At 61.3% G+C, this 14206-nt stretch carries 13 protein-coding genes; 11 read left to right on the plus strand and 2 right to left on the minus strand.

Translation table 11 applies throughout. The features are described from left to right. Positions 1 to 11: 11 nt before the first annotated feature. The 6 genes from odhB (at position 12) to WM94_RS09870 (ending at position 7825) form a co-directional block, all read left to right on the plus strand. Positions 12 to 1232: a 2-oxoglutarate dehydrogenase complex dihydrolipoyllysine-residue succinyltransferase gene (odhB, locus tag WM94_RS09845; protein ID WP_025339969.1), complete on the plus strand. Its 1221-nt coding sequence runs from the start codon at positions 12 to 14 to the stop codon at positions 1230 to 1232. A 93-nt stretch (positions 1233 to 1325) separates the two neighbouring features. Further along, positions 1326 to 2762: a dihydrolipoyl dehydrogenase gene (gene lpdA / locus WM94_RS09850; protein WP_013973439.1), complete on the plus strand. Its 1437-nt coding sequence runs from the start codon at positions 1326 to 1328 to the stop codon at positions 2760 to 2762. 172 nt (positions 2763 to 2934) lie between these two features. Then, positions 2935 to 4101: an ADP-forming succinate--CoA ligase subunit beta gene (gene sucC / locus WM94_RS09855; protein ID WP_003254205.1), complete on the plus strand. Its 1167-nt coding sequence runs from the start codon at positions 2935 to 2937 to the stop codon at positions 4099 to 4101. Next, positions 4101 to 4985: a succinate--CoA ligase subunit alpha gene (sucD, locus tag WM94_RS09860; protein ID WP_004376004.1), complete on the plus strand. Its 885-nt coding sequence runs from the start codon at positions 4101 to 4103 to the stop codon at positions 4983 to 4985. The genes sucC and sucD overlap by 1 nt, the downstream gene beginning before the upstream one ends. A gap of 481 nt (positions 4986 to 5466) precedes the next feature. Next, the gene (gene brnQ, locus WM94_RS09865; RefSeq protein ID WP_004375997.1) at positions 5467 to 6780 is read left to right on the plus strand and encodes a branched-chain amino acid transport system II carrier protein; all 1314 of its coding nucleotides are present in this window, start codon (positions 5467 to 5469) and stop codon (positions 6778 to 6780) included. Between the two features lie 295 nt (positions 6781 to 7075). Next, positions 7076 to 7825 carry a DUF599 domain-containing protein gene (locus WM94_RS09870; protein WP_004375995.1) on the plus strand — a complete coding sequence of 250 codons (750 nt, stop codon included), beginning with the start codon at positions 7076 to 7078 and terminating at the stop codon, positions 7823 to 7825. 67 nt (positions 7826 to 7892) lie between these two features. On the opposite strand, the gene WM94_RS09875 is transcribed toward WM94_RS09870, so the two are convergent. Then, on the minus strand, positions 7893 to 8186 hold the full coding sequence (locus tag WM94_RS09875) for a hypothetical protein (protein WP_015271093.1): 294 nt from the start codon (positions 8184 to 8186) through the stop codon (positions 7893 to 7895). A 154-nt stretch (positions 8187 to 8340) separates the two neighbouring features. Between WM94_RS09875 and WM94_RS09880 the strand changes: the two genes are divergently transcribed. The 4 genes from WM94_RS09880 (at position 8341) to WM94_RS09895 (ending at position 12077) form a co-directional block, all read left to right on the plus strand. Beyond that, positions 8341 to 8817, plus strand: coding sequence for a PaaI family thioesterase (locus tag WM94_RS09880; RefSeq protein WP_004375991.1), 477 nt, complete (start codon positions 8341 to 8343; stop codon positions 8815 to 8817). Then, entirely contained in the window at positions 8814 to 9296 is a 483-nt protein-coding gene (locus WM94_RS09885) for a PaaI family thioesterase (RefSeq protein ID WP_004375989.1), read from the plus strand. Before WM94_RS09880 ends, WM94_RS09885 begins: the two co-directional genes overlap by 4 nt. Before the next feature lie 71 nt (positions 9297 to 9367). After that, the gene (gene htpG / locus WM94_RS09890) at positions 9368 to 11272 is read left to right on the plus strand and encodes a molecular chaperone HtpG (RefSeq protein WP_023661535.1); all 1905 of its coding nucleotides are present in this window, start codon (positions 9368 to 9370) and stop codon (positions 11270 to 11272) included. 79 nt (positions 11273 to 11351) lie between these two features. Then, the gene (locus WM94_RS09895) at positions 11352 to 12077 is read left to right on the plus strand and encodes a dienelactone hydrolase family protein (protein ID WP_061551085.1); all 726 of its coding nucleotides are present in this window, start codon (positions 11352 to 11354) and stop codon (positions 12075 to 12077) included. A 133-nt stretch (positions 12078 to 12210) separates the two neighbouring features. Here WM94_RS09895 and WM94_RS09900 read toward each other — a convergent pair whose 3' ends face one another. After that, on the minus strand, positions 12211 to 13074 hold the full coding sequence (locus tag WM94_RS09900) for a pirin family protein (protein ID WP_061551086.1): 864 nt from the start codon (positions 13072 to 13074) through the stop codon (positions 12211 to 12213). Between the two features lie 117 nt (positions 13075 to 13191). Between WM94_RS09900 and WM94_RS09905 the strand changes: the two genes are divergently transcribed. Next, positions 13192 to 14193: an amidohydrolase family protein gene (locus tag WM94_RS09905; protein ID WP_061551087.1), complete on the plus strand. Its 1002-nt coding sequence runs from the start codon at positions 13192 to 13194 to the stop codon at positions 14191 to 14193. Positions 14194 to 14206: the final 13 nt, after the last annotated feature.

A 14206-nucleotide genomic window follows, 5' to 3' on the forward strand; every position in this document is an offset into this window, starting at 1 on the left:
AAACACAGATAATGGCTATCGAGATCAAAGCCCCAACCTTCCCGGAATCGGTTGCCGATGGCACCGTTGCCACCTGGCACAAGCAGCCGGGCGATGCCGTCAAGCGTGACGAGCTGATCGTCGACATCGAGACCGACAAGGTCGTCCTGGAAGTACTGGCCACCGCCGACGGCGTGCTGGGCGCCATCGTCAAGGGCGAGGGCGACACCGTCCTGTCCGACGAAGTACTGGGTTCGATCGTTGAAGGCGGTGCTGCCGCTGCTGCACCAGCTGCCGCCCCGGCCGCTGCTGCCCCGGCTGCCGCTGCTGCCGACGCTGGCGAAGAAGACCCGGTTGCCGCCCCGGCCGCGCGCAAGCTGGCTGAAGAGAACGGCATCGACCTGGCTACCGTTGCCGGCACCGGCAAAGGCGGTCGCATCACCAAGGAAGACGTCGTCGCTGCCGTCGCCAACAAGAAGTCGGCGCCTGCTGCAGCTGCCAAGCCTGCCGCCGCTGCCGCTGCTGCCCCGGTTGTCGTTGCCGCTGGCGACCGCACCGAGAAGCGCGTGCCGATGACCCGCCTGCGCGCCAAGATCGCCGAGCGTCTGGTCGAAGCCCAGTCGAGCATGGCCATGCTGACCACCTTCAACGAAGTCGACATGACCGAAGTCATGGCCCTGCGTTCGAAGTACAAGGACCTGTTCGAGAAGACCCACAACGGCGTGCGCCTGGGCTTCATGTCGTTCTTCGTCAAGGCTGCCACCGAAGCCCTGAAGCGCTTCCCGGCTGTCAACGCCTCGATCGATGGCAACGACATCGTCTACCACGGCTACGCCGACGTCGGCGTTGCCGTGTCCAGCGACCGTGGCCTGGTGGTGCCGGTACTGCGTAACGCCGAGTCGATGAGCCTGGCGGAAATCGAGAACGGCATCGCCACCTTCGGCAAGAAGGCTCGTGATGGCAAGCTGGCCATCGAAGAGATGACTGGCGGCACCTTCACCATCACCAACGGTGGTACCTTCGGTTCGATGATGTCGACCCCGATCGTCAACCCGCCGCAGGCCGCCATTCTCGGCATGCACAACATCATCCAGCGCCCGATGGCCATCAATGGTCAGGTCGTGATTCGCCCGATGATGTACCTGGCGCTGTCGTACGATCACCGCCTGATCGACGGCAAGGAAGCGGTAACCTTCCTGGTCACCATCAAGAACCTGCTGGAAGATCCGTCTCGCCTGCTGCTGGACATCTAACCCTCTGGCTGCGTACCGTGCCGGCCCTGGCTTCGCAGGAAGCCATGCCGCGCGGTCCGCGGCTTGTAGCTTGTAGCTGATAAGGAATCTTTTATGACCCAGAAATTCGACGTAGTGGTGATTGGTGCAGGTCCTGGCGGCTATGTTGCTGCCATCAAGGCCGCACAACTTGGTCTGAAGACTGCCTGTATCGAGAAGTACACCGACGCCGAGGGCAAGCTGGCCCTGGGCGGCACCTGCCTGAACGTAGGTTGCATTCCTTCCAAGGCGCTGCTGGACAGCTCCTGGAAGTACAAGGAAGCCAAAGAGAGCTTCAACGTCCACGGTATCTCCACTGGCGAAGTGAAGATGGACGTCGCCGCGATGGTTGGCCGCAAGGCTGGCATCGTCAAGAACCTGACCGGTGGCGTTGCCACCCTGTTCAAGGCCAACGGCGTTACTTCGATCCAGGGCCACGGCAAACTGCTGGCCGGCAAGAAAGTCGAAGTCACCAAGGCTGACGGCACCACCGAAGTCATCGAAGCCGAGAACGTGATCCTGGCTTCCGGCTCGCGCCCGATCGACATTCCACCGGCTCCGGTCGACCAGAACGTCATCGTCGACTCCACCGGCGCCCTGGAATTCCAGGCCGTGCCGAAGCGCCTGGGCGTTATCGGTGCTGGCGTGATCGGCCTGGAGCTGGGCTCGGTATGGGCTCGCCTGGGTGCTGAAGTCACCGTCCTGGAAGCCCTGGACACCTTCCTGATGGCTGCCGACACCGCCGTGTCGAAAGAAGCCCAGAAGACCCTGACCAAGCAAGGCCTGGACATCAAACTGGGTGCGCGCGTCACCGGCTCGAAAGTCAACGGCAACGAAGTCGAAGTGACCTACACCGACGCCAACGGCGAGCAGAAGATCACCTTCGACAAGCTGATCGTCGCGGTCGGCCGTCGCCCGGTGACCACCGACCTGCTGGCTGCCGACAGCGGTGTGACCATCGATGAGCGTGGCTACATCTTCGTCGACGACTACTGCGCTACCAGCGTACCGGGCGTGTATGCCATCGGTGACGTGGTGCGCGGTATGATGCTGGCCCACAAGGCCTCGGAAGAGGGCATCATGGTGGTCGAGCGCATCAAGGGCCACAAGGCCCAGATGAACTACGACCTGATCCCGTCGGTCATCTACACCCACCCGGAAATCGCGTGGGTCGGCAAGACCGAACAGGCCTTGAAGGCCGAGGGCGTTGAGGTTAACGTGGGCACCTTCCCGTTCGCGGCCAGCGGCCGTGCGATGGCTGCCAACGACACCGGTGGTTTCGTCAAGGTCATCGCCGATGCCAAGACCGACCGCGTCCTGGGTGTACACGTGATTGGCCCATCGGCTGCCGAACTGGTGCAGCAGGGCGCAATCGCAATGGAATTCGGCACCAGTGCCGAGGATCTGGGCATGATGGTCTTCAGCCATCCGACCCTGTCCGAAGCGTTGCATGAAGCAGCGCTGGCAGTGAATGGCGGCGCCATTCACGTGGCCAACCGTAAGAAGCGTTAATTATAAGAAACCACGGCGGGCTGCCCGTCGTGAGTCTTGCGTGCATGACTCACCGCGGAAAGTCCGCCGGACCGGATCACACGGGAAAACCCGGGGTCAACGGTCACAGGTGGTGCGGCGCCAGTGATGGCGCAGCGCCGAAGCGCAGTACCTAACGAAGACGGTAAAAAGCATGAATCTTCACGAGTATCAGGGTAAGCAGCTGTTCGCTGAGTACGGCCTGCCAGTTTCCAAGGGTTTCGCTGTCGATACCCCTGAGCAAGCTGCAGAAGCCTGCGACAAGATCGGCGGGAACGAGTGGGTGGTAAAAGCCCAGGTTCACGCGGGTGGTCGCGGTAAGGCGGGCGGCGTCAAGCTGGTTCGCAGCAAAGAAGACGCCAAGGCGTTCGCTGCACAGTGGTTGGGCAAGAATCTGGTTACCTACCAGACCGATGCCAACGGTCAACCCGTCTCCAAGATTCTGGTCGAATCCTGCACTGACATCGCCAAAGAGCTGTACCTGGGCGCTGTAGTCGATCGTTCGAGCCGCCGTATCGTGTTCATGGCTTCCACCGAAGGTGGCGTGGACATCGAGAAAGTCGCTCACGAAACGCCTGAGAAGATCCTCAAGGCCACCATCGACCCGCTGGTCGGCGCTCAGCCGTTCCAGGGTCGCGAGCTGGCATTCCAGCTGGGCCTGGAAGGCAAGCAAGTTCAACAGTTCGCCAAGATCTTCGTTGGTCTGGCCAAGCTGTTCAAGGATCACGACCTGGCCCTGCTGGAAGTGAACCCGCTGGTGATCAAGGCCGACGGCGACCTGCACTGCCTCGATGCCAAGATCAACATCGACGCCAACGCCATGTACCGTCAGCCGAAGCTGAAGACCTTCCACGACCCGTCGCAGGACGACGCCCGTGAAGCCCACGCTGCCAAGTTCGAACTGAACTACGTTGCCCTCGAAGGCAACATCGGCTGCATGGTCAACGGTGCCGGCCTGGCCATGGGTACCATGGACATCGTCAACCTGCACGGCGGCAAGCCGGCCAACTTCCTCGACGTTGGCGGTGGTGCTACCAAAGAGCGCGTTACCGAAGCGTTCAAGATCATTCTGTCCGACAGCAATGTTGCGGCCGTTCTGGTCAACATCTTCGGCGGCATCGTTCGCTGCGACATGATTGCCGAAGGCATCATCGGTGCAGTGAAAGAAGTCGGCGTGAAAGTTCCGGTTGTCGTTCGCCTTGAAGGCAACAACGCCGAACTGGGCGCTAAAGTACTGGCAGAAAGCGGTTTGAACATCATTGCGGCAACCAGCCTGACCGACGCTGCTCAACAAGTTGTCAAAGCTGCGGAGGGCAAGTAATGAGCGTCCTGATCAATAAAGACACCAAAGTCATCTGCCAGGGCTTCACCGGCTCGCAGGGTACTTTCCACTCCGAACAGGCCATCGCCTACGGCACCAAGATGGTCGGCGGCGTAACCCCAGGCAAGGGTGGCACCACCCACCTGGGCCTGCCAGTGTTCAACACTGTGAAAGAAGCTGTGGAAGCTACCGGCGCCGACGCTTCGGTGATCTACGTTCCGGCTCCTTTCTGCAAGGACTCGATCCTGGAAGCTGCCTTCGGCGGCATCAAGCTGATCGTGTGCATCACCGAGGGCATTCCTACCCTGGACATGCTGGATGCCAAGGTCAAGTGCGACGAGCTGGGCGTGACCCTGATCGGCCCTAACTGCCCAGGTGTCATCACCCCGGGCGAGTGCAAGATCGGCATCATGCCTGGCCACATCCACCTGCCAGGCAAGGTCGGTATCGTTTCGCGTTCCGGCACCCTGACCTACGAAGCTGTGAAGCAGACCACCGACGCCGGCTTCGGCCAGTCGACCTGCGTCGGCATCGGCGGTGACCCGATCCCGGGCTCCAACTTCATCGATATCCTGAAACTGTTCCAGGAAGACCCGAAGACCGAAGCGATCGTCATGATCGGTGAGATCGGCGGTTCGGCTGAAGAAGAAGCTGCGGCCTACATCAAGGCCAACGTCACCAAGCCTGTCGTTTCCTACATCGCTGGTGTTACCGCACCTGCGGGCAAGCGCATGGGCCACGCTGGCGCCATCATCTCCGGCGGCAAGGGCACTGCGGACGAGAAGTTCGCCGCTCTGCAGGACGCTGGTGTGAAGACCGTGCGTTCCCTGGCTGACATCGGCAAGGCCCTGGCCGAGCTGACTGGCTGGGAAGTCAAGAAGTAATACTGCTACACCCCCCACGCGCACAGAGGCCACCTTCGGGTGGCCTTTGTCGTTTCTGGGGGGGAATTCCTGTGCCGGCCTCTTCGCGGGCTTGCCCGCTCCCACATGAGATCTCCACTTTCCGGGGCTGTGGTGATCCCCTGTGGGAGCGGGCAAGCCCGCGAAGAGGCCGGTACAGGCAACATGGATTTTTCGATGGGTTTGATAGGAATTTTCACGCAGACGAATGTTTCAATTCGAGGATAATTCTCGCTGTCCTCGGTCGCACAGACGACAAACATGTACGCACATCGGACAAGCAGTACTGTGCCAGTGCGTTTGACTGACAAAACAGTTACATTACGCGCTCACTCTGTGCCCGTACCCCAAAAGGGAACGACACGCTAAACGGGTCTGGCCTATCAAGCCGGGCAGCATTTCCCCTCATCCAAAGGGAAATCCCCTCTCGAATCCCGATTTCAGCAGTGTGGTACTACCTTAAATGAAAGTTCTCAAAGGCCAGGATATCCTGGCGCTTGGCTTTATGACGTTTGCGCTTTTCGTGGGCGCTGGCAACATCATCTTCCCGCCTATCGTCGGTCTGCAGTCTGGCCCGCACGTATGGATGGCGGCCCTTGGCTTCCTGGTTACCGCCGTAGGCCTGCCGGTCATCACCGTGGTCGCCCTGGCCAAGGTCGGCGGCGGCATGGATGCCCTGAGCAGCCCGATCGGCAAGTTCTTCGGTGGCCTGCTGGCGGCCGTGTGCTACCTGTCGGTCGGCCCGCTGTTCGCCACCCCGCGCACCGCGACCGTATCGTTCGAAGTGGGCGTTGCGCCGCTGACCGGCGAAAGCCCGCTGGCGCTGTTCATCTACAGCCTGGTGTACTTCCTCGTGGTACTGGCCGTGTCGATGTACCCGGGCAAGCTGCTCGACACCGTGGGCCGCTTCCTGGCGCCGTTGAAGATCATCGCCCTGGCGGTGCTGGGCATCGCCGCCTTCGCGCTGCCTGCCGGTACCATCGGTGAAGCGCAGCCGGCCTATGCCGCCGCAGCATTCTCCAAGGGCTTTTCCGATGGTTACCTGACCATGGATACCCTGGGTGCCCTGGTGTTCGGTATCGTCATCGTCAACGCCATCCGCTCGCGCGGTGTCGAGTCGCCGAAACTGATCACCCGCTATGCCATCATTGCCGGCCTGATCGCCGGCGTCGGTCTGGCCCTGGTGTACATCAGCCTGTTCCGACTGGGTGCAACCAGCCACGAGATCGCGGCTGACGCTACCAACGGTGCGGCGGTACTGCATGCCTACGTGCAGCACACCTTCGGTTCGCTGGGCAGCGGTTTCCTCGCCGTGCTGATCGCGCTGGCCTGCCTGGTGACCGCCGTTGGCCTGACCTGTGCCTGCGCCGAGTACTTCAGCCAGATGCTGCCGCTGTCGTACCGCGCACTGGTGGTGATCCTGGCGGGCTTCTCGCTGTTGATCTCCAATCTCGGCCTGACCAAGCTGATCATGTTCTCGATCCCGGTGCTTACGGCGATCTACCCGCCGTGCATCGTGGTGGTCGGGCTGAGCTTCGTGAAGGACCTGTGGAACTCGCCGACCCGCATCCTGGCACCAGTGATGCTGGTATCGCTGCTGTTCGGCATGGTCGACGCGATCAAGGGCAGCAGCATTGCCCACGTGCTGCCGGACTTCATGGCTCACCTGCCGCTGAGCGACCAGGGCCTGGCCTGGCTGGTGCCTTCGGTGGTGACCCTGGTTGGCGCCGTGGCCTGCGACCGCATGCTCGGCAAGCCGCGCGAAGCGCTGGCCTGATAGTCGAAGCCTGAGGGCGGCACCGGCCACAAGCCGAAGGGTGCTCGCCAAGGGTGGAAGCTCAAGAGCCCCGTATCTGAAAGGATGCGGGGCTTTTTGTTTGCCTGCACTGGCCTCTTCGCAGCACAAGGCTGCTCCTACAAGTGCAGTGCCGTACCTGTAGGAGCAGCCTTGTGCTGCGAAGAGGCCAGAACAGGCAATGCGGATTTCTGGGTGAATGTGTGCCTTTTGCCGCTTGCCAGCGTCGAAATCCGGTCCCTATCCTTCAGGTATCTGGCCCTCCTGGGAACCGTGCATGAACTTCATCCAAAGCAACTTCAACAATCTTTTGGCCATCATCTGGTTCGCCCTGTGCTGGGGCGGTTACACCCGTTATGCCATCTGGAAGGGCCGCGACACCGCGTGCCTGGCCAGCGTGCTGCACCTGTACCGCGAAGACTGGATGCGCCGCATGCTGCTGCGCGACAACCGCATTGCCGATGCGAGCGTGATCGGCAACCTCGAGCGCAACGCCTCGTTCTTCGCCTCCAGCACCCTGATCATCCTCGCCGGTATCCTCACCGTGCTCGGGGCTTCCGACCGGGCGCTGTCGCTGCTGGCCGACCTGCCGCTGGTGCAGCAGACCTCCCAGGGCATGTCGGAGATCAAGCTGCTGTGCCTGGCCATGGTCTTCGTCTACGCCTTTTTCACCTTCAGCTGGTGCATGCGCCAATACAATTTCGCGGCAGTACTGGTGGGGTCGGCGCCGATGATAGGTGAACGTCTGGTAAATGAGCTTGAACGCAAGGCATTCGCCTCGCGGGCGGCGCGGGTGCTGTCGCTTGCCGCCAACCAGTTCAACCTGGGCCTGCGCTCCTATTACTTTGGCATGGCCATGTTGAGCTGGTTCATCAGCCCATGGTTATTCATGGTCATGAGTGTCGGGGTGGTGCTGATTCTGTACCGCCGCGAGTTCCATTCGGATGTATTGGATGTGATGGTGTTCACACCTACCGAAAGTGTTTCGATCGAACCCGCCAAGGAAAGCACCGCTCCTGGTGCCTGAAACGTTTAATCCATAAGTTTCAGGTACAAAAAAACCCGACAATGTCGGGTTTTTTTGTTTTAGCCGATTACTGCTTGGCAGGTTCGGCTGGAGCAGCTGGGGTAGCTGGAGCGGCTTCCGGAGCCGGAGTAGCCGGAGCGGCTTCTTCGGCGGCCTTCTGCTCGGCTTCGGCCTGATCTTTGGCGGCTTCGGCGTTTTCCTTGGCAGCCTCGTTCATTTTATCCTGAGCTTCGCCCGCTTTTTCCTGGGCTTGCTCGGCGTGTTGCTGTGCGTCCTGGGCTTTGTCTTCGCTCGCTTTATCGCAAGCGGCCAGGCCCATGGCAGCGGCCAGCATCAGAGCAAAAGCAAAAGGTTTACGCATGGGGGTGTTTCTCCTTGGTGGAATAAGTGACTTGTTCCTTCGAGTGCAACTACGCGGAATAAGTTCCGCGAAGATTACACATATATAACGTCCCGTTCTATATAGACTTTTTAGCGATTTTATGCCGCTGCGGCAATGCGCAGGGAAACAGCCAATGAGTGATTCAACCTTGATGGCCATGGCCGAGCGTTTTCTCTCAGCCCTGAAACATTGTCAGTTGTTGCAAATGCGTGTGGTGCAAACCAATGCCGATGGCATGACCCTGGTGCTGCCATGGTCTGCGGCCATTGTCGGCAACCCGCAGACCGGCGCCGTGCATGGCGGCGCGCTGACCACGCTGATGGACACCACTTGCGGCATGGCCACGCTGTGCGTGCTGCCGCGCTTCGAAGTGTGCCCGACACTGGACCTGCGCATCGACTATATGCATCCGGCCAAGGCCGGCAAGGACATCTACGGCCATGCCCAATGTTACCGAGTCACCCGCGATGTGATCTTCACCCGTGGCACGGCCTACCAGGATGACCCGGCCCAGCCTATCTGCCAAGTGGTGGGCACGTTCATGCGCCTGGGCCAGGAAATCAAGGGTGGCATCCGCTTCGGCAACAGCCTGAAGGAGGGCGGGGCATGATTCCGCACAAGGTTCGCCAACAGCTCAACGCTGCTCATGCGGTGGGAGACTATCGGCCCTTGCTGGCGCTGATCCCCTATGCCGGCCTGATCGGCATTGAATGCGAGCGTCAGGGCGATGACCTGCTGTTCCGCCTGCCGGCCAACCAGGACAACATCGGCAACCCGCTGCTGCCGGCCATCCACGGCGGGGTGATCGCGGGCTTCATGGAACTGTCGGCAGCGCTGTACCTGCTGATCTTCAGCGAGAGCGCAAGCATTCCGAAGATCATCGACTTTTCCATCGATTACCTGCGCGCCGGGCACTTTCGCGATACCTACGCCCAGTGCCAGCTTTGGCGCCAGGGTCGGCGGGTGACCAATGTGGCCATCACCGCCTGGCAGGGGGACAGGCAGTCGCCGATCGCTACGGCTCGCGCCCATTTCAAGATCGAACCGGAAAAGCCCTTGAAATCATCCGGGCAGCCCCCATCTGCATGACATCCGCCGCTAAACGCTGGCCAACCTGGCCGCCAGGCGTCAACTGCCATCAGATCGGAGTTTTGAAGACCATGAGTGTGGAGACTCAAAAAGAAACGCTGGGCTTCCAGACCGAGGTAAAGCAGCTGCTGCACCTCATGATCCATTCCCTGTATTCGAACAAGGAGATCTTCCTGCGTGAATTGATCTCCAACGCCTCCGACGCCGCCGACAAGCTGCGTTTCGAGGCCCTGGCCAAGCCAGAGCTGTTCGAAGGCGACGCCGACCTGAAGATTCGCCTGAGCTTCGACAAGGACGCCGGTACCGTGACCCTCGAGGACAACGGCATCGGCATGAGCCGCGAAGACGTCATCGCCCACCTGGGTACCATCGCCAAGTCCGGCACTGCCGACTTCATGAAGAACCTCACCGGTGACCAGAAGAAGGACTCGCACCTGATCGGTCAGTTCGGTGTGGGCTTCTACTCCGCGTTCATCGTTGCCGACAAGGTCGACGTGTACAGCCGCCGTGCCGGCCAGCCGGCCGCTGAAGGCGTGCACTGGTCGTCGAAGGGCGAAGGTGAGTTCGAAGTCGCCACCATCGACAAGCCACAGCGCGGCACCCGCATCGTCCTGCACCTGAAGAAGGGCGAGCAGGAGTTCGCCGATGGCTGGCGCCTGCGCAACGTGGTCAAGAAGTACTCCGACCACATCGCCATGCCGATCCAGCTGCTGAAAGAGCAAGCTACCGCCGAAGGCGAAGAGCAGCCGGCCGAAGAGTGGGAAACCGTCAACCGTGCCAGCGCCCTGTGGACCCGTCCGCGTACCGAAATCAAGGACGAGGAATACCAGGAGTTCTACAAGCACATCGGCCATGACTTCGAAAACCCGCTGGCCTGGAGCCACAACAAGGTAGAAGGCAAGCTCGAATACAACTCGCTGCTGTACGTGCCGGCCCGAGCGCCGTTCGACCTGTACCAGCGCGAAGCGCCACGCGGCTTGAAGCTGTACGTGCAGCGCGTGTTCATCATGGACCAGGCCGAATCGTTCCTGCCGCTGTACCTGCGCTTTATCAAGGGTGTGGTCGACTCCAACGACCTGTCGCTGAACGTGTCGCGTGAAATCCTGCAGAAAGACCCGATCATCGACTCGATGAAGACCGCGCTGACCAAGCGCGTGCTGGACATGCTGGAGAAGCTGGCGAAGAACGAGCCCGAGCAGTACAAGGGCTTCTGGAAGAACTTCGGTCAGGTGCTGAAGGAAGGCCCGGCCGAAGACTTCGCCAACAAGGAAAAGATCGCCGGCCTGCTGCGCTTCGCTTCCACCCAGGACGACAGCGGCGAGCAGAGCGTCGCCCTGGCCGACTACCTGGCTCGCGTCAAGGAAGGCCAGGACAAGATCTACTACCTCACCGGCGAGTCGTACGCGCAGGTCAAGAACAGCCCGCACCTGGAAGTCTTCCGCAAGAAAGGCATCGAAGTGCTGCTGCTGACCGACCGTATCGACGAGTGGCTGATGAGCTACCTGAACGAGTTCGACGGCAAGGCCTTTGTCGACGTAGCCCGGGGCGACCTGGACCTGGGCAAGCTGGACTCGGAAGAAGACAAGAAGGCCCAGGAAGAAGTCGCCAAGGACAAGGAAGGCCTGGTCGAGCGCCTGAAGGGCGCGCTGGGTGACAGCGTGGCCGAAGTGCGCGTGTCGCACCGTCTGACCGACTCGCCGGCGATCCTGGCCATCGGTGAGCAGGACCTGGGCCTGCAGATGCGCCAGATCCTCGAAGCCAGCGGGCAGAAGGTGCCGGAGTCCAAGCCGATCTTCGAGTTCAACCCGACCCACCCGCTGATCGAGAAGCTGGACAACGAGCAGAGCGAAGACCGCTTCGCCGAGCTGTCGCACATCCTGTTCGATCAGGCGGCCCTGGCGGCCGGTGACAGCTTGAAGGACCCGGCGGCTTACGTTCGTCGCCTGAACAAGCTGCTGGTCGAACTGTCTGCTTGAGTTGATGCATAGGAAAGCCCGCTTCGGCGGGCTTTTTTCATGGCGAGCATATTGATGACGAGTGCCAAAGGAGTGCTTGATGAGCAAAGTAATCGTCGAATCGCTGGTCTATCACCTGTCCGGCAAGGCGTATGAAAGCCGCCTGGTATACGAGCCGGGCGCGCTGGGGCGGCCAGGTCTGGTGATGGCGCCGAACTGGATGGGTATCGGCGAAAGTGCCGAGCGCATCGCCAAGGAAGTGGCCGAGAAAGGTTATGTGGTGCTGATTGCCGACCTGTACGGGCAATCGGTGCGTCCGTCCAACGCGGACGAGGCCGGCGCGGCGATGATGCCGTTGAAGAATGACCGAGGCGAGCTGCGCAAGCGCATGCAGGAAGCCCTGGCGCAACTGTTGGGGCAGTCGAAGGCGCTGCTGGAACCGGGCAAGGTCGGCACGTTTGGTTTCTGCTTTGGTGGCTGCTGTGCACTGGAGCTGGCCCGTACTGGCGCCGATTTGCGTGCGGCGGTGTCGTTCCATGGCACCCTGGATAGCCCGAACCCGGAAGATGCCAAGCGAATCAAGGGCTCGGTGCTGGTGCTGCACGGCGCTTCCGATCCACTGGTGCCGAAGGAGCAGTTGCCGGCGTTCGAGGAGGAGATGAACGCGGCCAAGGTTGACTGGCAATTGCTCAGCTATGGCGGCGCGGTGCACTCGTTTACCGACCCGAGTGCCAATGTGCCGGGCAAGATGCAGTATGACCGGCGTACCTCGGAGCGGGCGTTCCGCTCGATGCATAACCTGCTGACCGAAGTGTTCCAGCGCTGAGATTGCACGGGGCTGCTTTGCAGCCCATTCGCGGCACAAGGCCGCTCCTACAAAGGTCGCGCAAGCCATGAGTTACGCGATTCCCTGTAGGAGCGGCCTTGTGCCGCGAATGGGCCGCAGAGCGGCCCCAAAATCACCTAGGCAATTCGATCCTCGAAGTTTCCCCCGGCACCACCGGCCAATCCCCCGCAGCCCACTTGGCCCGGGCCTGTTCGATCAGCTCCGCATCACTAGCGACAAAGTTCCAGTTCATCCGCCGCGGCCCATCCAGTGGTGCGCCACCAATCAGCACCAGCTGGCACTGACCCTCCGCATACAGCGTCACCTCTTCGCCCTCCGGCAGGACCACCAGGCTGCACGGTTCCACATCCTCATCGTTCATCACCAGCTCACCATCGAGCAGGTAAATCGCCCGCTGCGCATGCTCGTTCGGCACCAATAGCGTGGTTGCCGGTTGCATCTGTACATGCGCGTACAGGGTAGGGGAGAGCACTGGCACCGGCGATTCCAGGCAGAACCCGCTGCCGGCGATCATGCAGATGCGTACCCCCAGGCTGTCGCTGACCGGCAGGCTCGCCGCCGGGTGATGGCTGTAGCTTGCCGGGCCTTGTTCATGCTCGCGTGGCGACGCCAGCCATACCTGCAGCCCGTGCAGGCGTGAGCCATGGGCCAGGGCATCTTCAGGAGTACGCTCGACATGGGCCACACCGCTGCCTGCGGTCATCCAGCTGACGTCGCCCGGCAGTACCCGCTGCGCCGAGCCAAGGCTGTCCTTGTGCAGGATTGCCCCTTCGAACAGGTAGGTAAGGGTCGACAGGCCGATATGCGGGTGCTGGCGGATGTCCATGCCATGCCCCGGGGCATAGTCGGTTTCGAGCATGTGGTCGAAAAACACGAACGGGCCGACGCTGCGACACTGGGCCGATGGCAGCGGGCGCAGGATCGGCTGGCCCTCGACCGATTCAGCACGTGGGCGGATGACCAGGGGGCTGCTCATGGGAAGGCTCCAGGCAAGGTGGAAATGCCCCAAGCATAGCGGTTTGCCCGCCCCGGCTGAACCGTCTCGCAGGCCGGCCGGTCTAGAGATCTGATACCCGGAAAAGGAAGCTTCGTCATGATCGTGAGAGCGTTGGCCTGCGTGCTGTTATCCACCTGGCTGTGCCAAGCGGCGCAGGCACGCGACTACCGCTACAGTGATGCCCACCTGCACTACGTCGACTTCTTCCAGGAAAGCGAAGGCATGCCCGCGCTGATCAAGGCCATGGATGCTGCCGGTATCGAGCAGTCGATGATTTCCGGCGTCCCGGTGGCCAAGAAGTGGCATGAAGACGAGCCCAAGCGCCCACGCTATTACGCTGGGGATGACGCCGAAGCCTACTGGTACAGCGCCACCGATACCTACGTGGCGGCGGCGCTACAGCAACTGCCCGACGAGCAGCGCAAGCGCTTTCATCCGTTCCTGGCCGGCTTCAATCCGGTGGACAAGAACGCCGCCAGCCATATCGAGCGCATGCTCGATCTGCATCCGGGGCTGTGGCAGGGCATTGGCGAGGTGTTCACGCGCCACGATGACCTGACTGCTCTTACCAGCGGTGACACGCCGCGCGCCAACAACGAAGCCATGGCGCGTATCTACCACCTGGCGGCCGAGCGCGACCTGCCGGTGCTGCTGCATTCCAACATCACCTCCAAGCGCGAGCGCAACCCGCTGTACCTGGCGGAGATCGAAGAGCCGCTGCGCAATCACCCGCACACGCGGTTTATCTGGGCGCACGCCGGCAGCAGCATGGAGATTCACCGGCACCAGACGCAGATGGACTTTCTGCTGCCGGTGCTGACGCGGTTATTGGAGGATTACCCGAACCTTTATGTCGATTTGTCGTGGAGCGTGCTGAAACCCTATCTGCTGGATGACCGGGGTGTGCCGCGCAAGGCGTGGCTGGCACTGGTCGAGAGGTTCCCGGAACGGTTCATGCTGGGTTCGGATGTGGTGGGGCGGTTTGGTAGCCTTGGGGAGCAGATGCACGGGTTCAGGCCGTTTCTGGATGCATTGCCGGAACAAGTTGCCAACAAGGTGGCCAGGGAGAATTTTCTGGATGTGTTGCCCAAGCAATAGTATTTCGCCTGTG

The organism is Pseudomonas sp. ABFPK (assembly GCF_001586765.1).
GTDB classification, from domain to species: Bacteria; Pseudomonadota; Gammaproteobacteria; order Pseudomonadales; family Pseudomonadaceae; genus Aquipseudomonas; species Aquipseudomonas asiatica.